This window comes from Dyadobacter sandarakinus, assembly GCF_016894445.1.
Classification (GTDB): Bacteria; Bacteroidota; Bacteroidia; order Cytophagales; family Spirosomataceae; genus Dyadobacter; species Dyadobacter sandarakinus.
Map to the genome: position 1 here is coordinate 2496151 of NZ_CP056775.1, position 23657 is coordinate 2519807.

The 23657-nt window shown below is 50.4% G+C and carries 20 protein-coding genes; 17 read left to right on the forward strand and 3 right to left on the reverse strand.

The window, feature by feature from the left end; all coding sequences use genetic code 11:
* Positions 1–35: 35 nt before the first annotated feature.
* On the reverse strand, positions 36–1763 hold the full coding sequence (locus HWI92_RS10055) for a DNA polymerase/3'-5' exonuclease PolX (RefSeq protein ID WP_204663314.1): 1728 nt from the start codon (positions 1761–1763) through the stop codon (positions 36–38).
* 123 nt (positions 1764–1886) lie between these two features.
* On the opposite strand from HWI92_RS10055, the gene HWI92_RS10060 reads away from it, so the two are divergent.
* The 6 genes from HWI92_RS10060 to HWI92_RS10085 all read left to right on the forward strand — a co-directional run bounded on the left by HWI92_RS10060 (position 1887) and on the right by HWI92_RS10085 (position 8800).
* A complete protein-coding gene (locus tag HWI92_RS10060; protein ID WP_204663316.1) occupies positions 1887–2984 on the forward strand; it encodes a Gfo/Idh/MocA family protein in 1098 nt (365 codons plus the stop codon).
* A gap of 41 nt (positions 2985–3025) precedes the next feature.
* Positions 3026–4294: a beta-1,2-mannosidase gene (locus HWI92_RS10065; protein ID WP_204664446.1), complete on the forward strand. Its 1269-nt coding sequence runs from the start codon at positions 3026–3028 to the stop codon at positions 4292–4294.
* A 181-nt stretch (positions 4295–4475) separates the two neighbouring features.
* Positions 4476–4673 (forward strand): CsbD family protein, encoded by a 198-nt coding sequence (locus tag HWI92_RS10070; RefSeq protein ID WP_204663318.1) that lies wholly within the window; start codon positions 4476–4478, stop codon positions 4671–4673.
* 119 nt (positions 4674–4792) lie between these two features.
* Positions 4793–5782 (forward strand): 3-hydroxyacyl-CoA dehydrogenase family protein, encoded by a 990-nt coding sequence (locus tag HWI92_RS10075; RefSeq protein WP_204663320.1) that lies wholly within the window; start codon positions 4793–4795, stop codon positions 5780–5782.
* A 124-nt stretch (positions 5783–5906) separates the two neighbouring features.
* Positions 5907–7232: a cytochrome ubiquinol oxidase subunit I gene (locus tag HWI92_RS10080; protein ID WP_204663322.1), complete on the forward strand. Its 1326-nt coding sequence runs from the start codon at positions 5907–5909 to the stop codon at positions 7230–7232.
* A gap of 548 nt (positions 7233–7780) precedes the next feature.
* On the forward strand, positions 7781–8800 hold the full coding sequence (locus HWI92_RS10085) for a cytochrome d ubiquinol oxidase subunit II (RefSeq protein WP_204663324.1): 1020 nt from the start codon (positions 7781–7783) through the stop codon (positions 8798–8800).
* A 2-nt stretch (positions 8801–8802) separates the two neighbouring features.
* Here the strand turns inward: HWI92_RS10085 and HWI92_RS10090 are convergent, their stop codons facing one another.
* Positions 8803–9093, reverse strand: a complete 291-nt coding sequence (locus HWI92_RS10090; RefSeq protein WP_204663326.1) for a hypothetical protein — start codon at positions 9091–9093, stop codon at positions 8803–8805.
* Between the two features lie 288 nt (positions 9094–9381).
* Between HWI92_RS10090 and HWI92_RS10095 the strand changes: the two genes are divergently transcribed.
* The 7 genes from HWI92_RS10095 to hslV all read left to right on the forward strand — a co-directional run bounded on the left by HWI92_RS10095 (position 9382) and on the right by hslV (position 17755).
* A complete protein-coding gene (locus tag HWI92_RS10095) occupies positions 9382–10131 on the forward strand; it encodes a LytR/AlgR family response regulator transcription factor (protein WP_204663328.1) in 750 nt (249 codons plus the stop codon).
* 85 nt (positions 10132–10216) lie between these two features.
* On the forward strand, positions 10217–11470 hold the full coding sequence (gene fucP, locus HWI92_RS10100) for an L-fucose:H+ symporter permease (protein WP_204663330.1): 1254 nt from the start codon (positions 10217–10219) through the stop codon (positions 11468–11470).
* A gap of 57 nt (positions 11471–11527) precedes the next feature.
* Positions 11528–12316 carry an SDR family oxidoreductase gene (locus HWI92_RS10105; RefSeq protein ID WP_204663333.1) on the forward strand — a complete coding sequence of 263 codons (789 nt, stop codon included), beginning with the start codon at positions 11528–11530 and terminating at the stop codon, positions 12314–12316.
* A 4-nt stretch (positions 12317–12320) separates the two neighbouring features.
* On the forward strand, positions 12321–13343 hold the full coding sequence (locus HWI92_RS10110; RefSeq protein WP_204663335.1) for a zinc-binding alcohol dehydrogenase family protein: 1023 nt from the start codon (positions 12321–12323) through the stop codon (positions 13341–13343).
* 148 nt (positions 13344–13491) lie between these two features.
* A complete protein-coding gene (gene lepA / locus HWI92_RS10115; RefSeq protein WP_204663338.1) occupies positions 13492–15279 on the forward strand; it encodes a translation elongation factor 4 in 1788 nt (595 codons plus the stop codon).
* A 114-nt stretch (positions 15280–15393) separates the two neighbouring features.
* Positions 15394–17106, forward strand: coding sequence for a pyruvate dehydrogenase complex dihydrolipoamide acetyltransferase (locus HWI92_RS10120; protein ID WP_204663340.1), 1713 nt, complete (start codon positions 15394–15396; stop codon positions 17104–17106).
* A 100-nt stretch (positions 17107–17206) separates the two neighbouring features.
* Positions 17207–17755, forward strand: coding sequence for an ATP-dependent protease subunit HslV (gene hslV / locus HWI92_RS10125; RefSeq protein WP_310589529.1), 549 nt, complete (start codon positions 17207–17209; stop codon positions 17753–17755).
* A gap of 47 nt (positions 17756–17802) precedes the next feature.
* Here the strand turns inward: hslV and dacB are convergent, their stop codons facing one another.
* Positions 17803–19263: a D-alanyl-D-alanine carboxypeptidase/D-alanyl-D-alanine endopeptidase gene (gene dacB / locus HWI92_RS10130; RefSeq protein WP_204663342.1), complete on the reverse strand. Its 1461-nt coding sequence runs from the start codon at positions 19261–19263 to the stop codon at positions 17803–17805.
* Positions 19264–19451: 188 nt separating this feature from the next.
* Here dacB and HWI92_RS10135 point away from each other — a divergent pair, with 188 nt between their 5' ends.
* Genes HWI92_RS10135 through HWI92_RS10150 form a run of 4 tightly spaced genes read left to right on the forward strand, consistent with a single transcriptional unit; the run spans position 19452 to position 23651 of the window.
* The gene (locus HWI92_RS10135) at positions 19452–20876 is read left to right on the forward strand and encodes an MBL fold metallo-hydrolase RNA specificity domain-containing protein (protein WP_204663344.1); all 1425 of its coding nucleotides are present in this window, start codon (positions 19452–19454) and stop codon (positions 20874–20876) included.
* A 23-nt stretch (positions 20877–20899) separates the two neighbouring features.
* Entirely contained in the window at positions 20900–21856 is a 957-nt protein-coding gene (locus HWI92_RS10140) for an acetyl-CoA carboxylase carboxyltransferase subunit alpha (RefSeq protein WP_204663346.1), read from the forward strand.
* A 33-nt stretch (positions 21857–21889) separates the two neighbouring features.
* Positions 21890–22525: an HAD family hydrolase gene (locus tag HWI92_RS10145; RefSeq protein WP_204663348.1), complete on the forward strand. Its 636-nt coding sequence runs from the start codon at positions 21890–21892 to the stop codon at positions 22523–22525.
* Positions 22515–23651: a site-2 protease family protein gene (locus HWI92_RS10150; RefSeq protein WP_204663350.1), complete on the forward strand. Its 1137-nt coding sequence runs from the start codon at positions 22515–22517 to the stop codon at positions 23649–23651. The genes HWI92_RS10145 and HWI92_RS10150 overlap by 11 nt, the downstream gene beginning before the upstream one ends.
* Positions 23652–23657: the final 6 nt, after the last annotated feature.

Below are 23657 nucleotides of genomic sequence, written 5' to 3' on the forward strand. Positions count from 1 at the left end.
ACAATCACCAACTATAAAATACAACCACCCGCAGGCTATGCCGGTGAGCCAAACAGCTTCCGGCGGTCGGCCAGGTAGGACTCCATCTTGTCCAGCGAAAATGCATTGAAGGTACTCTCGGCCGTCAGGCCGCCTTTCCTGGCTACGGCTACGCCATAATGCATGTCGTGATAGCCCTCCATGGCGTGAGCGTCGGGATTGATGCTGAGCAGTACACCTTTTTCCATACAATATGAAATCCACCGCCAATCCAGGTCGAGGCGCCAGGGAGATGCATTGATCTCAATCACAACCTGACGTTCCGCGCAGGCATCAATGATAACCTTATGATCAATCGGGTAACCTTCCCTAGAAAGCAGCAGTCTGCCTGTGGGATGTCCTAAAATAGTGGTGTACGGATTTTCAATAGCCCTCAGCAGCCGTGCAGTGGCTTTTTCCTGCGACATGGTCAGGTTACTATGCACCGAAGCCACAATGTAGTCGAAGCTGGCCAGGATTTCCGCAGGATAATCGAGCGAACCATCGCCCAGGATGTCCGACTCGGTTCCTTTCAGGATTTTAAATGGTTTTACAGGATCCCCGGCAGCAAACAGGGCATTCAGTTTATCAATCTCGGCATGCTGGCGAAGCACATCTTCTATTTTCAATCCCTGCGCGTAGGTCGCTGTCTGGGAATGGTCGGCGATGCCTAAGTACTCAAATCCGAGATCCCGGCAATACCGCGCCATTTGTTCCAGCGTATGCTGGCCGTCCGAGTACGTACTATGGTTGTGCAGGATGCCGCGCAGATCGTTCCAGGTCACAAGCTGGTCGGGGGAATGACGCTCGGCCCAGGCAAATTCCCCGGCTCCTTCGCGCATTTCGGGCACAATGTATGGCAGGCCTGCATTGATATAAATCGCCTGCTCACTTTCGGCAGGCTCATAATAGGCTTTTTTCCAGAGGGTACTACCCGTTGTTGTGACATACCCGAGGTGCTCCGCATCAGCCGTTTCCAGAAACAGTTCATTTACCATCCGGTCAGGCTGCACGGCCAAGATCTCGATCTCGATCGCAAAGTCCTGCACATGTCCGCGCCACACAAAGGGCGAGGAGCGCTTCTCGTCCTGTACCAGCAATGGTGTTTCTCCGATGATCGTCTGCAGGAGCGCAGGCGAATCCGTTCCCACAAGTACCACAATGCTTTCCGCGGTTTCCGTGCGGCGGCGTACATCCCCTGCTACTTCCACCATTTCAAATGTTTTTTTCAGCTCATGACAGATCATATCGGTCACTATCGCGGCCTTGTCCATCCTTAACTTTCCGGCCTGGTCTTTGAGGAATGCCAGTGAATCGAGGATTTTTTGCTGTATGTTTCCGCCAAAACCTTTGAGCTTGGCCACGCTTCCATTGAGGCAGGCCAGTTCCAGTTCGTGCAGATTGTCGATCCCGAGCTCTTTCCAGAGCAAAGCAATCTTTTTTGCACCTATTCCCTTAATATTGAACATTTCCATCACGCCGAGCGGCGTATTGGCAAGGAGCTGTTCCAGTTCAGGAAAGGTGCCGGTCTGAGTGATCTGCATGATTTTGCCCGCAGTACTTTTGCCAATGCCCTGCAATTTCACCAGCTCAGCTTCCGTCATGTGCTGCAACTCGCCCTCCTTGTATTTGTCGAGGTAAAAAGCGGCAATGGAGTAGCCCTTGATCTTGAAAGGGTCGGCGCCATGCAGCTCCATCAGCTTGGCAGTGAGTTCCAGTATCTCGACAATTTCGGGATTGCTCATAAAAACAGCGGTTAATATTCTTTGCGAAGTAAGACGTATGCAGGCCTATTTGCAAATGTTAAGCCTTTTTGCCGCTTCAAGTAGTTCTGGAAATTTATTGACTTAACTAGAAAAAACTGAACGATGCAGACAAAAATCATCACTCCGGTTACGCGGAGAGACTTTCTGGCGGCGGGTACCGGACTGGCTGCCGCAGCGTTTTCACCCCATGTATTTGCATTTAAAAAACCCAAGGAAAGACTGGGGGTCGCACTTGTGGGACTGGGCTATTACAGCACCGATCTCCTGGCTCCTGCGCTTCAAAAAACCAAAAATTGCTACCTGGCAGGGATTGTTTCGGGGACTGCGGACAAGGCTGAAGTATGGAAGAAAAAGTACGGCATTCCTGATAAAAACATTTACACCTACGCCAATTTCGACCAGATCGCCAACAACCCCGACATTGATATTGTGTATGTAGTCCTTCCGCCGTCCATGCACAAGGAGTACACCATCCGGGCAGCGAAAGCCGGGAAACATGTTTTTTGTGAAAAACCGATGGCCCTGAACGTACGGGAATGTGAAGAGATGATCAGGGCCTGCAAGGATAACCGGCGGAGCCTGGCGATCGGGTACCGGTGCCAGCACGACCCCAATACGCAGGAATTTATGCGGATTGCGCGGGAGAAATCACTCGGGAAGGTCCAGCTGATCTCCTGCGCAGCCGGCTATAAGGAAAGCAGGGCCGACAACTGGAAAGTACGACGATCCATGGGAGGCGGCGCCATGTATGATATGGGCGTATATGCATTGCAGGGAGCCAGGCTGGCTGCCGGTGAGGAGCCCGTAAGCCTTACTGCCCAGCACGTGGTGAACCGACCCGAGATTTTCAGGGAGGCCGATGAGATCACGCATTTTCAGCTGCACTTTCCCAGCGGGGCAGTAGCCAGCTGCACGGGAAGCCACGGCATCAACACGAACTTTCTGAAAGTCAATTACGATAAAGGCTCATTGCACATGGACAACTTTTCAGCCTACGAAAACAACAAAGGGCAAAGTACACTGGGCGAGATCAACTTCCCGGTTGACAATCAACAAGCCAAGCAAATGGACGAAGATGCACTTTCAATTATGCAGAACAAGCCGCAGCTGGTACCCGGCGAGGAAGGCATGCGCGACATCCGCATTGTAGAGGCCATTTATCAGGCGGCAAAATCGGGGGGTACCGTAAAGCTTGCCTGAACAATCATTTATCCAACAAAACCAAAAGCATGTCCACCTCCATGAATGCAGCACAGCTTCACGATTACCGCAAGGAAATTTACAACCATTTGACCACAGAGCTCCTTCCATTTTGGGAAAATCGTTGTGTAGATAAAGAAAACGGCGGATTTATCACGCACTTTGACAATGCCGGAAATGATTCGGGCGAGGATGAAAAATCTCTGATTGCACAAACGCGGACGGTTTTTACATTCTCGTCTGCTCACCGGGCAGGATATGGTGAGGGGCGCTATGCAGACATTGCCCGGCATGGAGTCGACTTTCTGATCGGCAAAATGTGGGATGAAGAAAATGGCGGATTTTACTGGCTCATGGATCGGAAAGGGAATGTGAAGATTGACGAGAAGATCATATACGGACATAGTTTCGCCATGTACAGCCTGGCAGAATACACACTGGCTACGGGCGATCCGCGCGGCCTTGAATATGCTGAGAAGGTTTTTGACTTGCTTCAAAAACATGGTGCAGATACTTATTATGGCGGATATTTTGAAATGTTCCACCGCAATTGGGAGCTCAAAGGACCGGGAGCGGCCGGTGGTGACCGGAAAACGCTGGACGCGCACATGCACCTGATGGAGGCATTCACAACCTTGTACGAGGCCAGCGGAAAGCAGGTACACCGCCGCAAGCTGCTCGAAATCATAGAATTACTGATTCACCGGATCATGCATCCCGAGTACAAGACGGGCATTCCGCAGTTCTGGGCCGACTGGACCGTCGCACCCCAGATCAAGTTTGACATCATCTGGGGCTGGGACCGTTTTTCGGAAGACGGGATGAAGGCGGCGGCGGAGGACAATACCAGTTACGGGCACAATGTGGAGTTTGCCTGGCTGCTGATGCATGCGCTGGATATCCTGGATATTCCATACAGCCACTTTGAAGACCAGCTGCGCGCTTCGTTTGACCATGCGGTAGCCTATGGGATAGACTGGGAGTACGGAGGCGTGTATGTGGAAGGTTCACATTCCGGCGAGGTTTACGACCGGGAAAAAGAGTTCTGGCAGCAAGCGGAAGTGATTATCGGGATGCTCGATGCGTACCGCGTTTACAAGGATGAAAAATACCTGGAAGCATACCATGCCACCCACCGCTTTGTGTTTGACCATATGATCCACTCGGAAGTCGGCGAGTGGCTTCCGCTGCTTACCCGGCAGGGCGAGCCGATCTGGAAACATATGAGCCACTCATGGAAAGTGAATTACCATTCGGTACGCTCCATGGTGCAGGCAATTGTGCGGCTGGACAAACTGCTGAATGCATGACGATCCTGGATTAATGCTGCATATCATTGGCCTTTTCTGCAACCGGGAAATATTTTGCTCATCCTTTGCGCGCCAACCCTGGAATGCTTTGGAATAGATGCAGGAACGATTATTGAGATAGTTACCGGCAAATAGGTGCTTCTGAAGGGAGCATTTTTGTTCAAACTAAAATCCACATATCATGAGTGCGTTCTCACAACAAGTAAAAGGAAACTGGAATGAGTTGAAAGGAAAACTGAAAGCCCAGTATGCAGATCTTACAGACGACGACCTGCTGTATGAAGAAGGACAGGAAGATCAGCTTCTTGGCCGCCTGCAGCAGAAGCTCGGCAAAACCAGGGAAGAGGTAGAAACAGAAGTTTCCAACTGGTCGAAATAACAAGTATTGCTTATCAAAAAAGCCCCGGAATTCAGTTTCCGGGGCTTTTTTGGTAGTAAATCAGTCAGGATGGCTCCTTTGGTTTCCATTGCATTGAACCAACATCCTGACCTGTAAATATGAACACCAATGAAATTCCCGTGGGCATCGTCGGCCTCGGACTGATGGGCTGCAGCATTGTTACCTGCCTCCTTATTGCCGGTCATCCGGTCGTAGCTATCGCACCGATCAGCGCGGATATGGGTACTGCCGGTAACCGCATCCGCGAGCACCTGCAAACAGCCCGCGACAAAGGCCTGATCGGGTTTGACCCGGAGCATTACCTCCAAAATCTGGTGATCTCCGAAGATTACGGCCAGCTCCGGCCCTGCCGGATCGTCAATGAATGCACCATTGAAAACGTCGACATCAAGGCTTCGGTTTACAAGAAAATAGAGGATGTGATTGCGCCTGATGCGATCCTGAGCAGCAATACCTCGGCCATCCCGATCAGTACACTGCAAAACCTGACCCGTCATCCCGAACGTTTTCTGGGACTTCACTGGACAGAACCCGCACACACCACGCGCTTTCTGGAAATCATCTGCGGCGACGCGTCGGATGTGCAGTACGGCGAATACCTGTACAAACTTTCACATTTGTGGCAAAAAGAGCCGATCCTGGTGCGGAAAGACATTGCCGGATTCATCACCAACCGGCTTATGTACGCTATGTACCGTGAGGCGATCAACCTGGTGGAGAACGGCTATGCAACCATTGAAGATGTGGACCGCTCATGCCGGAATAATGCGGGCTACTTCATGACCTTTGTGGGCATTTTCAGATGGATGGACCTGACGGGTGTACCGGCCTACCATACGGTGATGAAAAACCTCCTTCCTACCCTCTTCAACGGTCAGGAAGTACCCGAACTGATCGACAAAGTGGTTCGGGAAGGCGGCAAGGGCGTGCTCAATGGTCATGGATTTTACGAATACGAGCCCGGCGAGCCCGAGATGTGGGAGGAAACATTCAAAGAGTTCACCTACGATGTGCGTCAGCTCGCACTGAAATATCCGGGGGATCTGGTTAAGAGAAAGTTGCACGGGAAAGAAGGAAACGAGGGCTGAAAAACCAATGCTGGCGGTCATAAATGTGGGTTTTTAGTGCAGGTTTTCACCAGACTTCACTAGCTTTGAATGAACCGCACATGCACTTGATCCGACAGTTTACACCCTTGGTTGACACTACGCCATGAATGATTTTATAGCCGCCAGGTCGCAAATGGCCCTATCGCTGGGGTTCCATATTGTGTTTTCCTGCATTGGGATGGTCATGCCCTTTTTCATGGCCGTGGCCCACTACTACTGGCTCACCACCCATAACGTTGTTTACCGGAACGTTACGAAGGCGTGGAGCAAAGGAGTTGCCATTTTCTTTGCAACAGGCGCTGTTTCCGGTACGGTACTATCCTTTGAGCTCGGACTTTTGTGGCCGGAGTTTATGAAACATGCGGGTCCCATTTTCGGGATGCCTTTTTCGCTGGAAGGAACTGCATTTTTTATTGAAGCGATCGCGCTTGGCTTTTTTCTTTATGGCTGGGAACGCTTTAATCCCTGGTTTCACTGGTTTACCGGGGTGATTGTGGGCGTAAGCGGGCTGGCCTCGGGTATACTCGTGGTGGCTGCCAATGCCTGGATGAACAGCCCTGCGGGCTTTGACTTTGTAAACGGACAATACTTGAACATTGATCCCATTGCAGCTATGTTCAACAGAGCCTGGTTTTCACAGGCCTTGCACATGACCATCGCCGCTTTTGCCGCCACAGGCTTTGCCGTCGCGGGCATTCATGCCCTTATGATCCTCCGCGGACAGCATATCGCTTTCCATACCCGATCATTCAAAATCGCTGCTATTTTCGGATGTGTGGCCGCGCTTGTTCAGCCACTGAGCGGCGACATTTCTGCCAAGGATGTGGCTACCCGCCAGCCTGCCAAGCTTGCCGCGATGGAAGCCCATTTCGAAACCGAAAAGTCTGCCTCGCTCATTGTAGGCGGCATACCCGACGAGGAAGCGAGAGAGGTAAAATATGCACTGCGGCTGCCGGGCTTTCTGAGTTTTCTGGCTCACGGCAACTTCGAGGCCGAAGTAACAGGGTTGGATCGTATTGCCAAAGAAAACCACCCGCCGGTCGCTATCACGCATTATGCATTCCAAACGATGGTGGGGATGGGTATGATCATGATGGGCATCGCTGCGGTGTACCTGCTGGCTTTGTTTAAACATAAAAAATGGCTGACCAAAAGTTGGTTGTTCAAGCTTTTTGCGCTGGCGACCCCGCTGGGATTCATTGCAGTGGAAGCAGGCTGGACCGTCACCGAAGTTGGCCGCCAACCCTGGATCATTTACAACGTCATGCGCACTGCCGACGCCGTCACCCCCATGCCGGGCATTGCCTACTCATTTTACCTCTTCACGGCCGTATACGTTTCCCTGGCACTTTTTGTGATTTTCATGCTCTACCGGCAGATTAAGATGGTCGGGAAGTTGTACGATGAGGAGGGGGAGAGTTTTAGATGATTGAATGGGGGAGTTTTGAGTTAGTGAATGAGTGAGTGAGCAAGTTTTAATTTTGAATGACCGAATGACTGAATGATTGAATGTTTGAGTTAGTAAATGAGTGAGCTAGCAGATGGTCTGAGTTGTGAGTTAGTGAGGGAGTGAGTTAGCGAGTGGGGCAAAGGGTTTTCAATTGACTTTTAAAGCAGATTCTTTGATCAGGATACCCAATCATTTTAAATCCCTAATTCAGCCGTTCAGAATCCAATCATTCAAAATTAAATACTCACTCACTCACTCATTCACTAAATCACAACTCAATCATTCAATCATTCAAAATTAAATACTCACTCACTCACTCATTCACTAAATCACAACTCAATCATTCAATCATTCAAAATTAAATACTCACTCACTCACTCACTCATTCGCCAACTCACAATTCAGTCATTCAGTCATTCAATCATTCAAAATTATATACTCACTCACTCACTCACACATTCGCTAACTCACAACTCAATCATTCAGTCATTCAATCATTCAATCATTTAAAACTAAAACTCCCTCCCATGCTCTACGTTGTCATCACATTCCTCTGGGCGTCTATTCTGCTTTACCTGCTGCTGGGGGGTGCGGATTTCGGGGCGGGGATTCTTGAACTTTTTACGTCACGAAAAAACAAGGCGATCACGCGGAAAACCCTGTATGCTGCCATCGGGCCGATCTGGGAGGCTAACCATATGTGGCTGATCATTGCCATTGTGATCCTGTTTGTAGGTTTTCCGCTGATCTACGCTACGATGTCTGTCAATCTGCACATTCCGCTGACGATCATGCTGCTCGGCATTATTGCCCGGGGTACGGCTTTCACTTTCAGGCATTATGATGCTGTCAAGGATGACACACAAAGTTTGTACAATACCATTTTCGTTTATTCAAGCTTCACCACGCCTTTTTTTCTCGGCATCATTGCAGGCAGTGCGGTTTCCGGGCACATTGATCCCAATGCACGTGATTTTCTTTCAGCCTACATTTTCAGCTGGCTGCACTGGTTTTCGGCTGCAGTAGGCTTGTTCACGGTTTCGATATGCGGCTTTCTGGCATCGGTGTACCTCATCGGCGAGGCAGATAGCGATGAAGAACGGCTGCGGTTCGCGCACAAAGCCCAGTTTTTCAACATTGCAGCGGTGATTTGCGGCATACTCGTATTTGCGGCTGCCTATTTTGAAAAAATACCTTTGATAGACTGGGTATTCGGCAACTGGGTGGGAAGGCTTGCAATCCTGTTTGCCACCTTGTCACTGGTTTGGATGTGGTCGTTGCTGTACCGGGGCCAGATCGGCCTGCTGCGCATTCTGGCCGGATTTCAGGTGACCATGATCCTGCTTACCACTACGTACCGGCACTTTCCGAACATTGTGATCCTGAGAGGCGGTGGCTACCTTTCACTCCTCGAACACAGCGGACACGAAAAAACGATTGAGGCGCTGGGTATGGCGCTGCTGCTGGGCAGCGTGCTGATATTACCCGCGCTGATTTACCTCATTTACAGCTTCCAGCAAAAACCGCTCGATGCAGAGCATTATTGAACCTACTGCCAACCCGTGCCTGAGCAATACGACAATATCAGGTAAAAAAGGAAGAACAGAAAAAGGATTGCCATCGGAAAACCCGGTATCCAGAGCAGGATATTGGCCGCTGCCAGCATGCCTGAGCTTTTCAGGGCAAATGCAATTCCAAGGATTACGACCATCGCCAACCCAAGCAGATTAACCGCCGCATTGTCGCTCGACGAACCGTTAAAATGGTCGATCAATGCATTGGCTGCCACCAGGATAATGCCACAGACATGTACCACAACACCTGCAATAAACCAGTTCATATTTTCATATTTTAAAGCGAAAAAAAACAGGCCTCAAAGTAGTTTGTTTGCAGCTTGGCCGCACGGCTCGTTTTTCGTCTGGCAGCAATGAATTATCCTGTGTAAAAAGCATTGTGTACCAGCTGAATTTTCAACCGGAAAGGAGGAGCATATCCATATTTTTACCTTTAAATAATCGTGACCAGCCGGAGGATTATTAAGAAGCGTCTCTGTCTTCTATTTGGGCTACTTTGTACTTACTACACAAGTCGGTAGGCAAATACTTTAACGTGAAAATCCAGCAACATTATGGTAAAGGTTCTGATCATTGATGACGAGTTCAAAGCCAGGAACGTTCTTCAGCATTATATTGAAAGCTTTGTTCCGGAAATTTCAGAAGTGAGGTGTGCAGCTTCCGTCGAGGAAGCCCGTCGTATCCTCGTCGGTTACAATCCGGGGATTGTATTCCTGGACGTTGAAATGCCGCATCAGAATGGCTTTGACCTCCTGCAAGACCTGGACACCCCATCCTTCGACATCATTTTTACCACCGCCTACAATCATTACGCGATCCAGGCCATTCGTTTCAGTGCTTTGGATTACCTGCTGAAACCGGTTGATCCCGATGAGCTGATCCAGGCTGTGCAGCGCCACATGAGCAAGCACGAATCCTACCGCCACAAGCGGCAGCTCTACGAAAACCTGGTCGCCAACATTGAGAAAAAGGAAATTAAGGAGTTCAGGCTGGCGGTCCCTTCCAGCGAGGGTGTGTTCTTTTTTACCATCGCCGAAATTGTGCGCCTGGAAGCCGACCGCAACTACACGGTCATCCATTTGAAAGACAAACGTCCGTTTGTAGCCAGCAAGACGCTCAAACACTTTGAAGAAATGCTGGACCAGTTCAAATTTATCCGTACCCACAAGTCGCACCTCGTCAACCCGGAACACATCGTCCGCATCAGTAACAGCAACGAGTTCATTGTGCTTTCCGACGGGTCGCAGGTAGAGATTTCCAGAAGAAAAAAAGACGAAGTACAGCTGCATTTATATTTGAGATAGGCCTATTTCAGGCAAAAGGAATATAATTCACCGGCTTTGTTTAATTTGCCGGCGAATTAATCCTGAACCCTGAACCCGCTGGTTTATGTCCGATCGCAAGACGCGCCTGGCCGTCATTTTGATTACCTCCCTGTTTTTTCTCTGGGGATTTGCCCTCAATCTGAACCCGATTTTAATACCCCATTTAAAAAAAGCGTGTCAGCTCAGCGACTTCCAGTCTGCACTCATTGATTCTGCTTCCTACATCGCCTACTTCCTGATTGCACTGCCCGCCGGACTTTTTATGAAACGGTATGGTTACAAATCCGGCATTACACTTGGGCTGGTGCTTTTTGCCATCGGCACCTTCATGTTCTATCCCGCTGCCGAAATGCGGCACTTTGGTTTTTTCCTCTTTGCCCTGTTTGTAATTGCCAGCGGACTCACCATGCTCGAAACAGCCGCCAACCCGTACATTACCGTGCTCGGCGACCCGGATTCAGCAACCCAGCGGCTCAACTTCGCGCAGTCCTTCAATGGATTGGCGGCCTTTCTGGCTCCTTTGATGGGTGGCACTTTTATACTTTCAGGAAAAACGCTGACCGCTCAGGAGCAGGCAGCCATGTCGCCGACCCAGCTCGATGCCTATCTCGATGCAGAAGCCTCTTCGGTACAATTACCGTTTGTTATCATTGGTCTGGTCGTGCTTTTTGTTGCCGTGATGATCTGGCGCACAACCTTGCCGGAAATCAAGGACGAAGAAGAATCCGGCGAAGCTGCCGGGGGATCTATCTGGGGTGAAAAGAACCTTATACTGGGTACTGCCGCGCAGTTTTTTTATGTAGGCGCCCAGGTTTGTATCAGCAGTTTTTTCATTCGTTTTTCCGATAAAGTAGCCGGTATTGAAGAAAAGACAGCCGCTTATTTCCTCGCAGTGGCGCTGCTTGCCTTTATGATCGGGCGGTTTGTGGGCACTTACCTGATGCGCTTTGTTGCACCTCCCAGGCTGCTGGCCATTTACAGCATCATCAATGTAGTCCTTCTGATCATTGCGGTTACGACCCAGGGTATGTTCGCGGTGTACGCACTGGTTGGTGTGGAGTTTTTTATGTCGATCATGTTCCCTACCATTTTTGCGCTGAGCATACGCGGACTGGGTGAAAAGACCAAAATAGGCTCCTCGCTGGTGATTATGGCGATTGTCGGCGGCGCTTTTTTCCCGGTGATCATGGGCCAGGTGTCGGATATGTCGTCCATCCAGACTTCCTACGTTGTGCCGGCGGTTTGCTTTCTGGTAGTGCTGTATTTTGCCGTCCGGAATAATTCCGTGAAGCAGGTGAAGCTGGGGACCGCACATTGATGAAGGAATTTGGTGGCATAATTTGGTTTTGTGTTGTTTCAGATAAATGATTTTAAAATGGATTTGGGATTAAAAGATAAAGTGATTGTTGTAACCGGCGGAGCCAAGGGAATTGGTGAGGGGATTGTTCAGGTTCTCGCGTCGGAAGGTGCTATTCCGGTGATTGTAGGCCGGAATGAAGGTGATAACCTTAAAGTAGTGGAGGCACTGACGAGCCAGGGTTTGGCTGCCTCCCACGTTGTAGCCGAACTTACGGACCCAAAAGCATCCGAAATCGCAGTTGCTGCTATTTTGGAGCAGTATGGCCGTATCGACGGGTTGGTAAACAATGCAGGTGTCAATGATGGTGTGGGGCTGGAAAATGGCACCTATGACCAGTTTATCGCTTCCTTGCACAAGAATGTGGTTCATTATTATCTCATGGCCCAGCACGCTTTGCCGGCACTGAAAAAGTCGAAAGGATCAATCGTCAATATCAGTTCGAAAACGGCTGATACCGGCCAGGGAGGTACTTCCGCCTATGCTGCCGCAAATGGCGGACGCAATGCACTGACGCGTGAGTGGGCCGTTGAGCTTCTGAAATATGGCATACGCGTCAATTCTGTGATCGTGGCGGAATGCTGGACTCCGCTGTATGAAAAGTGGATTGAAACACTTCCGAACCCCAAAGAAAAGCTGGAAGAAATCGTTTCGAAGATCCCTCTTGAAAACCGCATGACAACCGCCGAAGAGATCGCGAACATGACCGCATTTCTCCTTTCAGAAAAATCCAGCCATACAACCGGTCAGCTGATTTATGTTGATGGCGGATATGTACACCTTGACCGCGCTCTGGCCAATTCATAAAGCTATGAAACTACTATCCTGCATTACGCCCGGTACATTTGAATACCAGCAGGCCGAGAAGCCTGTCCTGCAAAAGGATCATACCATTTTAAAGATCAGAAGAATAGGCATCTGCGGCACCGACCTGCATGCTTTTGAAGGTACCCAGCCTTTTTTCAACTATCCAAGAACCCTCGGCCACGAGCTGGCGGGAGAAATTGTTGAAATGGACAATGCCCCCGGTTTTTCAGTTGGTGAGGCCGTTACTTTCCTCCCCTACTTCCACTGTGGCGAGTGCATCGCCTGCCGCAATGGAAAAACCAACTGCTGCACGAGCCTGAAAGTTTCAGGTGTGCATATCGACGGTGGCATGTGCGAGTACTACTCGGTGCCTTCCCATACGCTGGTACACGGCGACGGGCTCAGCTTTGACGAACTTGCATTGGTTGAGCCACTCGCGATTGGCGCTCATGGGGTGAGACGCGCAGGTGTACAGCCGGGCGAGTTTGTGCTCGTGGTTGGTGCAGGGCCTATCGGTTTGGGAACAATGGAGTTTGCCCGCATTGCAGGCGGAAAGGTGATTGCACTTGATATCAATGATTCCCGGCTGGACTTCTGTAGACAAAAACTGGGCGTTGAATATACCGTCAATGCATTGAGCGATGATGTACCTGCGCGGCTCGCCGAAATAACGGGCGGCGACATGCCCACGGTCGTGATTGATGCAACCGGCAGCTTGCGTGCGATTAATACTGCATTTGCATACCTCGCTCACGGTGCGCGCTATGTGCTTGTGGGTTTGCAGAAAGGGGAAATTTCTTTCAGTCACCCCGATTTTCACAAGCGTGAAGCTACCCTGATGAGCAGCCGCAATGCCACGCGCGAAGATTTTACGCATGTGATTGCCTGTATGAAAAAAGGCCAGGTCGATCCCAAAACCTATATTACCCACCGGGTCACTTTCGGTGAAGTGAAGGAGCATTTTGCCAGCTGGCTTGATCCTGCAAATGGCGTGATCAAAGCAATGGTTAGCCTGGGCGGGGCTTAATAGTCCGGCATCCAATCGCTATCCAGGGGTCTGCTAGCCCGCATTTCCAACTTCGGCGAGAAAACCTGGTTGAAATATTAATTACCTCCGTAATTTTGCAGGTGCTTTGTACAAAAACACCCAGAGCATTTGAACAGTAGCTTCCTACATGAAGAACATCCGCAATTTTTGCATTATTGCCCACATTGACCACGGCAAAAGTACGCTGGCCGACCGTCTGCTGGAATTTACCAAAACAGTGACCCAGCGCGAAATGCAGGCGCAGCTTTTGGATAATATGGATTTGGAACGTGAGCGCGGTATTACGATCAAGAGCCACGCAATCCAGATGTCTTACCTATATAAAGGCGAAGAATACATTCTCAACCTGATTGATACGCCGGGCCACGTCGACTTTTCATACGAGGTGTCGCGCTCGATTGCAGCCTGCGAAGGTGCATTGCTGCTGGTAGACGCATCACAGGGAACTGAGGCGCAAACAATCTCAAACCTTTACCTGGCGATCAACCATGATCTGGTGATCATTCCGGTTCTGAACAAAATTGACCTGCCGGGCGCCATGCCGGAGGAGATTAAAGATGAAATGGTGGACTTGCTGGACTGCAAACGGGAGGATATTATCCCTGCCAGCGGTAAAGAAGGTATTGGTATAGAAGACATTCTCAATGCAATTGTAGAACGCATTCCCGCGCCAGCCGGCGAGCCCGACGGACCTTTGCAGGCGCTGATCTTTGACTCGGTTTTCAACTCGTACCGGGGTATTGAAGTAATTTTCCGGGTTAAAAACGGCAGCATCAGAAAAGGTGATAAGGTCAAGTTTATGGCCACCGGAAAGGAATACATTGCCGACGAAATCGGTACATTGGGTTTGCAGCAGATACCGAAGCAAATTGTTGAATGCGGGGACGTAGGCTACCTGATTTCAGGTATTAAAGTGGCCAAAGAGGTAAAGGTCGGAGATACAGTCACGCACACAGACCGCCCTGCCAAGGATGCCATCGTCGGTTTTTCGGAGGTAAAGCCTATGGTATTTGCGGGGATTTATCCGGTGGATACCAGCGAGTTTGAGGAATTGCGCGAGGCGATGGAAAAGCTGCAGTTGAACGATGCGGCGCTTGTATGGGAACCTGAAACATCGGCTGCATTGGGCTTTGGTTTCCGTTGCGGGTTCCTGGGTATGCTACACATGGAAATTGTGCAGGAGCGCCTCGAACGTGAATTTGACATGACAGTGATCACCACCGTTCCCTCGGTACAGTTCAGGGTGATCAATACAAAAGACAAGCTTCTCAATATCAGTGCGCCTTCCGAAATGCCGGAACCGAACTTGATCAAAATCATTGAGGAGCCTTACATTAATGCCCAGATCATTTCCAAGGCAGAGTACATCGGTCCTATCCTGAACCTTTGTATGGACAAGCGCGGGATTTTGAAAAATCAGGTGTACCTGACGGCCGACCGCGTGGAGCTGCAATTCCTGATACCGCTGGCAGAAGTTGTTTTTGATTTCTTTGATAAGCTGAAAACAATTTCAAGAGGCTATGCTTCACTGGATTACGATCTGGCGGGCTACCAGGAGTCGGATATGGTAAAGCTGGATGTAATGCTCAATGGGGAGGCTGTGGATGCATTATCCGCCATTGTTCACCGTTCGAAGTCGTATGAGTGGGGTAAAAAACTCTGCGAAAAACTGCGTGAGCTGATCCCGAGACAAATGTTCGAGATCGCGATCCAGGCTGCGATCGGACAAAAGATCATCGCCCGCGAAACGGTGAAAGCCATGCGGAAGGACGTTCTCGCGAAGTGCTACGGTGGTGACATCTCCCGGAAGCGCAAACTCCTTGAAAAACAGAAAAAAGGTAAGAAAAGAATGCGCCAGGTGGGCAGCGTAGAGATTCCGCAGGAAGCATTTATGGCTGTTTTGAAGATCAATTAATCGGCTGACAGGTTTCAGATTTATCTCAAAACCGGGTGCACAATTGGCCTTTTATTGTAATTTTGACTGAAATCTAGTTTTAGACCCAAGAACTAAAATACCTGAACAAGCGATATGGCGGAAGTAATTCGTATGCCGAAAATGAGCGACACCATGGAAGAAGGGGTGATCGCGGAGTGGCACAAAAAAGTAGGTGACAAAATCAAATCCGGAGATATCCTGGCTGACGTTGAAACTGACAAGGCTACGATGGAAATGGAATCTTACTATGACGGTACACTGCTATATATCGGCGTAAAAAATGGTGACTCTGTTCCGGTAGATGGGGTGATGGCAGTGGTTGGAGAAGAGGGTGAAGACTATAATGCGCTCCTTGGCGGCGGTGCCGGCAACGGTGCAGCTCCGAAAGAAGAGTCCAAGGCTGCATCCACTGAGGCAGCTCCTCCCGTGGAAACGGTAACGCCCGAGCAGGAAGCCAAAAATCCGGCCCCTGCCCCGGCAGTAGCGGCAGCAAAACCCGCAGCTTCAACAGAGAAAATCAACGCCACGGTTGTTCGCATGCCGAAAATGAGCGATACCATGGAGGAAGGTACGCTCGTCTCGTGGCAGAAAAAAGTGGGTGACCAGGTAAAATCAGGTGATATCCTGGCCGAAGTCGAAACAGACAAGGCTACGATGGAGCTCGAAGCATATGAAGATGGTACCCTGCTTTATACGGGTATCAAAGAAGGCGAAGCTGTACCTGTTGATGGTATTATCGCTGTCATCGGAGAAGAAGGTGCAAATGTGGAAGCATTACTCGCCCGTGAAAACGGTGAAGCACCTGCGGAGTCAGCAGCTGCTCCTCAGCCATCTGAAAACAAAGAGGCAAGTGCTGACAATGCAGATAAAGCAACTTCGGTAGCAGACTCCGGCGACCGCATCAAAGCGTCGCCCCTCGCCAAACGCCTGGCCGATGAAAAAGGTATCAACCTTAACCAGGTAGCAGGTTCCGGCGATAATGGCCGCATTGTTAAACGCGATGTAGACGAGTTTAAGCCGGCTGCAAAAGCTGCTGCTGCCCCGGCTGCGGAAGCACCTGCACCTGCGGCTCAGAAGTCCGAAGCTGCTGCTCCTGCACCCGCACCAAGCGTACCAGCCACGGGCGACTTTACGGATACGCCGATCAGCCAGATGCGCAAGACCATTGCGCGTCGCCTGAGCGAAAGCTTGTTCACCGCGCCGCATTTCTTTGTAACCATGGAAATTAACATGGACAAAGCGATGGCGTTGCGCCCGCAGCTGAACGAAGTGAGCTCTGCGAAGATCTCTTTCAATGATATGGTGATCAAAGCCTGTGCAGTTGCATTGAAGCAGCACCCTGCTGTAAACTCTGCGTGGCTGGGCGACAAGATCCGCAAATATAATTATGTGAACGTAGGTGTAGCCGTGGCAGTAGACGAAGGTTTGCTGGTTCCGGTAATCCGCGACGCAGACAAGAAAACGCTTTCAGCCATTTCCGGCGAAGTAAAAGACCTGGCCGGCAAAGCCAAAGACAAAAAACTGCAGCCGAAGGATTGGGAAGGAAATACCTTCTCGGTGTCTAACCTGGGCATGTTTGGTGTAGATGAATTTACTGCCATCATTAACCCGCCTGATTCCTGTATCCTCGCTGTCGGCGGCATCAAAAAGGTGGCTGCTTTCAAAGAAGATGGCACGGTTTACCCGGTGAACATCATGAAAGTAACCCTTTCGGCGGACCACCGTGTGGTAGACGGCGCTACGGCTGCCCAGTTCCTGCTCACTGTGAAAAAACTGCTGGAAGAGCCGATGAGCATGCTGGTTTAATGACAACATCAGTGATTACTTAAGATAAAAGTGAACAAAGTGTCAGGTCGAGAGCCTGGCACTTTTGTTTTAAACACACCCAAAAACCAATCGGATATTTATGGCTATTGAAAAAATACACGCAACTACCGTACTGGGCGTACTGCATAACGGAACTGTCTCGCTGGGAGCCGACGGTCAGGCTACGATGGGAAATACGGTTGCGAAAGGAAATGTAAAGAAAGTACGTGCATTGATGGGAGGTAAAATCCTGGCTGGCTTCGCAGGCTCCACGGCGGATGCATTTACCCTGATCGAAAGATTTGAAGAAAAACTGAATGCATACGGCGGCAACATGAAACGGGCGGCCATTGAGCTCGCCAAAGACTGGCGCACCGACCGCTACTTACGCAAACTGGAAGCCATGATGATTACCGCAAGCAAAGACGAACTGCTGGTGATCTCCGGAACCGGCGACGTGCTCGAACCGGAAAACGGCATTGCGGCAATTGGCTCGGGTGGAAATTACGCCCAGTCGGCGGCACAGGCATTGAAAAAACATGCCCCGCATTTATCGGCAGAAGAAATGGTGCGTGAAGGACTTACGGTAGCGGCAGACCTTTGTATTTATACCAATCATAACTTTGTTATTGAGAAAGTAGTTGCCTGAAAAAGGCAATCATTACCTGCAAGCCGGTGCTCATGCACCGGCTTTTTTTATAACTCCCCTATCAGCTTCATCATGCGCACAAGCTCGTCCGTGATGAGCCGGTTGCTTCCGGGCAGGTACTTGTGGGCGATGACAGAAAAGCTCAGAAGCGCCCCGGAGCGTGATGTTACGTAACCCGCATACGCACGGGTACCTTCGATGGAACCACTTTTCACGCGCATATTGCCGGCTGCCCTCGAACCTTTCCCCAGATTCCTGACAGTACCATTAACTCCCAGGATCCCAATGCTTTTATAAAAATCATCAAAGCTCTTTTCTCTGGAAGCCGCATTAAGGATGTCGGTCAGGCTGCTGGTGGTCACAGAACCTGAGGGAGAAAGACCACTTCCGTCCTTGATGTAAAATCCCCTGACATCCGCATTGCGGCCGAGCCAGAATGCGGTCACCGCCTGCGCTGCATGGTCGTAGTCGGAGCTGCCGCCAAGTCGCTTGCCGGCCATTTTGAGAAATGCATCCGCATAAAGATTAATACTCCAGAAGTTGGTCTGCTGGCACAGTTCCCGCAATGGGGGCGACTGATATTCGTCGAGGCTGCGGCGTGTACCAGCGGGCACGCTGCCCGACTTTGGCGTTTCAAGAACAGTAATGCCCGATGTGGTTAATTTTTGCTGCAATGCATATCCGGCATATAATGCGGCTCCGGGCAGGGATCCCTTGACCGTAAATAGCGGAACACCAGCCGGAATCGTACCGGTAAATATGACCGAATTGCTCAGCGGGTTGCCGTAAAAAATCGTTTTATCCCCCGACCCGCGCTCGCCGGTGGTTACCTGGCTGGTCAGTTGCAGGTAGGGAATGTCGGGCTCAATACCGAGAAAAGCAGCAGGATCGCCCGGCTCAGCTCCCGGCCTGAACCTGGCCCGGTACAGGTTTTCATTGATGTTCAGCCCTTCTACCCCTGCGCCATAATAGTTGCCGATATCACCCCAGATCCACGTACTGGCGACCGTAAGACCATCGAAGTAAGATGCATCGGGAATGACCCTGCCGGTAATTACCCGCACACCGGCTTTTTTGACGGCCGCCACCCACCGGTCCAGCAATGCACTGGTACTCAGGTAGCCTTTGAAGCGGTCACTTCCCAGGGAAGGATCGCCGGTGCCGCGGATGTACAGGTTACCCAATAAACTATCCCCTTTGACCTGCCCGTCACTTTCCAGGAAAGTCTGGAAGCGGTAGTCGCCTCCGAATACGGAGAGCACGGTGGCGGTAGAGACCAGTTTGAGGGTAGAGGCTGAGGGAAGCGACTTTTCGGAATTAAACGCAGCTACCGGCTGATTTTCCCTGACCGATTTTACACTCAGTGCAAGGGTACCGCTTCTTAACAGCTCGCTGTTGCCCAGCTCGGCAACAGCGTCTTTTAAGTTGCTGAGCGCTAAGCTGTCCACTACCTGGGCAGGGCATGAGGAGCACAGTAGCAGAAGCGCAAATACCGCCGGTAGTTTCATAAAAAGTTTAGCAGAAATTACAAACCTTTAAAAAATCATTTCGAACCGAATCTAAGAAGTTATAGGCAATGTCAACCTGTTTTTTGATACTTTTGTCCGATATTGGTATCTAAAAGACCACATAGTGATATTGATTTTTCCCGTTGAGAGAAAAATAGTAATATGCATTTTCACCCCTTTTTTGAAGTATGAAATTGACATTCTGGGGAGCCGCCCAGCAGGTGACAGGCAGCATGTTCCTGCTCGAATCGGACGACTACCGTGTGCTGATCGATTGCGGTTCAGACTTTGATCTGGACGAGATCGGCAAGAAGACGAGGTATGAAGAACAGAAAAGCGTTTTTCCATTTGACCCCAGCCTCATCAACACGGTACTTTTAACACATGCCCACATCGACCACTCGGGAAACATCCCGAACCTGTATAAAGAAGGTTTTGAGGGAAGGGTTGTTTGTACAGAACCTACCATGGCGCTGACATCGCTGCTATTGCAGGATGCGGCCAATCTTCACCAGAAGCGCCTGAATGCGCGCACCGGCTCCGGCAAAAAGAAGGGCGGAAAGAAGAAACGGGAAGTACCCATGGACTACTACGTCGAAAAGAACGTAAAGGAAGCCATGGAGAACTTTGTTCCGGTGACTTTCGGGCAGCGGTACCGTATTGCCGATAATATGTCGGTGATCTTCTACCCGGCAGGCCATTTACTGGGCGCTGCGCATATTGTGGTGGAGGTATTTGAAAACGGGGAGAAGAAAAAAATCGGCTTCTCGGGGGATATCGGGCGCGCTAATTACCCGCTACTTACCGACCCGCAGCCGATTCCGCAGGTGGACTACCTGATCTGCGAATCGACTTATGGAAACCGCCTGCATGAGAATACGGTAGCCCCGATGGACGCACTGGCTGACGTGATCAAACGTACCTGCGTGGACATACCGGGCCGGCTGATTATTCCATCTTTCAGTGTGGGCCGTACGCAGGCGCTGCTTTTCACTTTGAATAAAATGTACCTGAAACATGCTTTCCCGTACATCAAGGTGTTTTCAGACAGTCCGCTGGCGCATAGCAGCACCAAGGTTTACCAGCGTTTTGTACGTATGCTGAACAAGGAGGCACGTGATTTCCAGGAGGATAATGACCTGCTTTTTGATTTTGAAAACCTGATTTACCTGGAAAGTCAGGATGCAAGCCGCTCGGTGTCCAACTACAATGAGCCCTGCATTATCATCTCCTCCTCCGGCATGGTTCAGGGAGGGCGCGTGGAGCAGCATGTTGAGGCAAACATCGGTAATCCTTACGCCACGATCCTGATGATCGGCTATGCCTCGGAAGGTACATTGGGATGGCGGCTGCTGCATGGACAGGAGACGATCTCGATCCGTGGAAAGCAATTGCCCGTCTTGGCTAATATTGAAAAAATTGACGTATTTAGCGGCCATGGAGATCAGAACGATCTGATCAGGTTCGTAAAAACGCAGGATCCTGAAAAGCTGAAAGGGCTTTTTCTGGTACATGGAGAGCAACAGAGCATGGCTGAGTTCCAGAGCAAGATTCAACAATTTGGTTATAATACGGTGGAAATACCATTGAGGGGCCGCACCTACGAACTGTAATCCCCATCAACACGGAACTGAACATGAGGACATATCTCGATTTTGAAAAACCTATGGCCGAGCTGGAAAGTAAGCTCGAAGAAATGAAAGCCCTGGCGCAGGAAAACAATGTTGATTTTTCTGGTGCCATTGCTTTGCTGGAAGGCAATATCACGGATCTGCGGAAGGAAATCTTTGAGAACCTTACCCGCTGGCAGCGTGTGCAGCTTTCCCGCCACCCCGACCGGCCTTATACAATGGATTACATCGAGCTGATCTGTGACGAGTTCATTGAGCTGCATGGAGACCGGCAGGTCAGGGATGATCCGGCTATTATCGGCGGTCTGGCTAATCTTGGTGGACAGTCGGTGATGCTCATCGGGCAGCAAAAGGGACGCAATACCAAGCAGCGTCAGCACCGCAACTTCGGGATGCCAAATCCTGAGGGGTACCGCAAAGCCCTGCGTCTGATGAAGCTGGCTGAAAAGTTTAACAAACCGATCGTTACCCTCATCGACACCCCGGGCGCTTTCCCGGGTATGGAGGCTGAGGAGCGCGGACAGGGTGAGGCCATCGCGCGGAACCTGAAAGAAATGTTCATGCTGAAAGTACCCGTGATCTGCATTGTGATCGGTGAAGGAGCTTCGGGAGGTGCGCTGGGCATTGCCATCGGTGATCGCGTGCTGATGCTGGAAAATACGTGGTATTCGGTGATTTCTCCTGAAAACTGCTCGGCAATTCTCTGGCGAAGCTGGGATTACAAGGAGCAGGCGGCAGAAGCCATGAAGATCACAGCCCGCGACATGAAGCGCAACCAGCTGATCGACGGCATTATTTCGGAGCCTCTGGGCGGTGCACACCTCGATCACCAGTGGATGGCAGCCGAGCTGAAAAGGATTATCCTGGAAAATGTGTCCGAGCTCACAGCCATCGAGCCGCAGCAGCGAATCGACGAGCGGATCGAGAAGTTCTGCGCGATGGGTGTTGTGATTGAAGCGTAACGTACTGTCTACTTTCTTACCAAGCTTTGCCGGATGAAGAACGATAAAATCAAAAACATCATTTTTGACCTGGGTGACGTCATTCTGAACATTGATGTACCCCTGGCTTCCCAATCATTCGCAAAGCTCAGCGGTAAGGAGCAGCAGGAGGTACTTGCCATTTTTAAAGAAAAAGAAATTTTCAGGCAGTTTGAAACAGGCTTGCTCGACGAGGCTTCCTTCCGGAATTACATCCGCGAGATCATTCACCTGTCGGACCTTTCCGACGATGCCGTAGATACTGCCTGGAACAGCCTCCTGCTCGACCTCCCGCCTGAGCGTGTTTCGCTCATCCGTAATCTGAGCAAAAGCTACCGCCTGTTCCTGCTCAGCAACACCAGCTCGATCCATATTACGCAGGTCAACAAAATCCTGAAAGCTTCCACGGGCATTGAAAGACTGGAAGACCTTTTTGAAAAAGTATATCTCTCCTACGAAATGGGTCTGATGAAGCCAGATCCGCAGATTTACCAGCAGGTGCTGGATGAAGCAGGTCTGATAGCCGAAGAAACGCTTTTCCTGGACGACAATGCGGATAATATTGCAGGTGCGGCTACCCTGGGGATCGATACAATCCATGTACAAAAACCGTTGACCATCCTGGAATACCTGAAAGACTATGCAGCCTAATTCGCGGACCTACCTGATTCAGGCGCTGCTCTTTGTGGTGACCATTATTACCACAACACTCGCCGGGGCCGAGTGGATGTATGGGAACAAGTTTTTTGCAGACAAACCTCTGGGTTGGAGCGCCTTTACCGATGGGTTCCAGTTTTCCATTCCCTTGCTGGCGGTGCTGACGATTCATGAGTTCGGTCATTATTTTGTAGCCCGGGCTCACCAGGTACGTGTCACACTCCCCTACTACATACCCCTTTGGTTTGGTCTGGCAGAAAGCATTGGGACAATGGGCGCATTTATCCGCATTACCTCGGTGGTCCGGTCGCGGCTTAAATTCTTTGATATCGGTATTGCAGGTCCGCTTGCAGGCTTTATTGCTGCACTGGGCGTACTCTGGTACGGGTTTACACATTTGCCCCCGGCAGAGTATATTTTTAAAATTCATCCCGAATACGCACGGTACGGGCTGAGCTATCCGCAGTTTGTTTATGAAAATACAGGAGGTGCGCTTGCCCTGGGAGACAATATTCTGTTCTGGTTTTTCAAAACCTATATAGCCGATCCGGCGCGGCTGCCGCACGCAAATGAGCTGGTGCATTATCCCTGGATCTTTGCGGGGTATCTTTCCCTTTTCTTTACGTCTTTGAACCTCATTCCCATCGGCCAGCTAGATGGCGGTCATATTTTGTACGGACTGATCGGCAGAAAGAAGTTTAACCTGATAGCGCCGGTGCTCTTCTGCATATTCGCGTTTTATGCGGGTCTGGGGCTTTTCAGACCAGAGTATTTTGCTACGACCGACGACCTGATGTTCGGAAAACGCCTCCTGTACCTTGCCATTTACATCTGGTTTCTCACACTTTGCCTTCACAAAGTCACCGATGCCAAGCCTACCAACATGATGATAGCCCTGATCATCGTGGTTGCACAGTTTGTCGTGTGTTATGTGCGCCCGCAGATCGACGGAGCACCAGGATTTCTGGCCTTTGTCTTTATCCTCGGACGTTTCCTCGGAATCCGCCATCCCGAGACGGAGGACAACCGGCCCCTGGATCCCCTGCGCATCATACTGGGGATTTTCGCATTGATCATTTTCGTCATTTCTTTCAGTCCGCAGCCTTTTATCGTGAATTAAATTCCA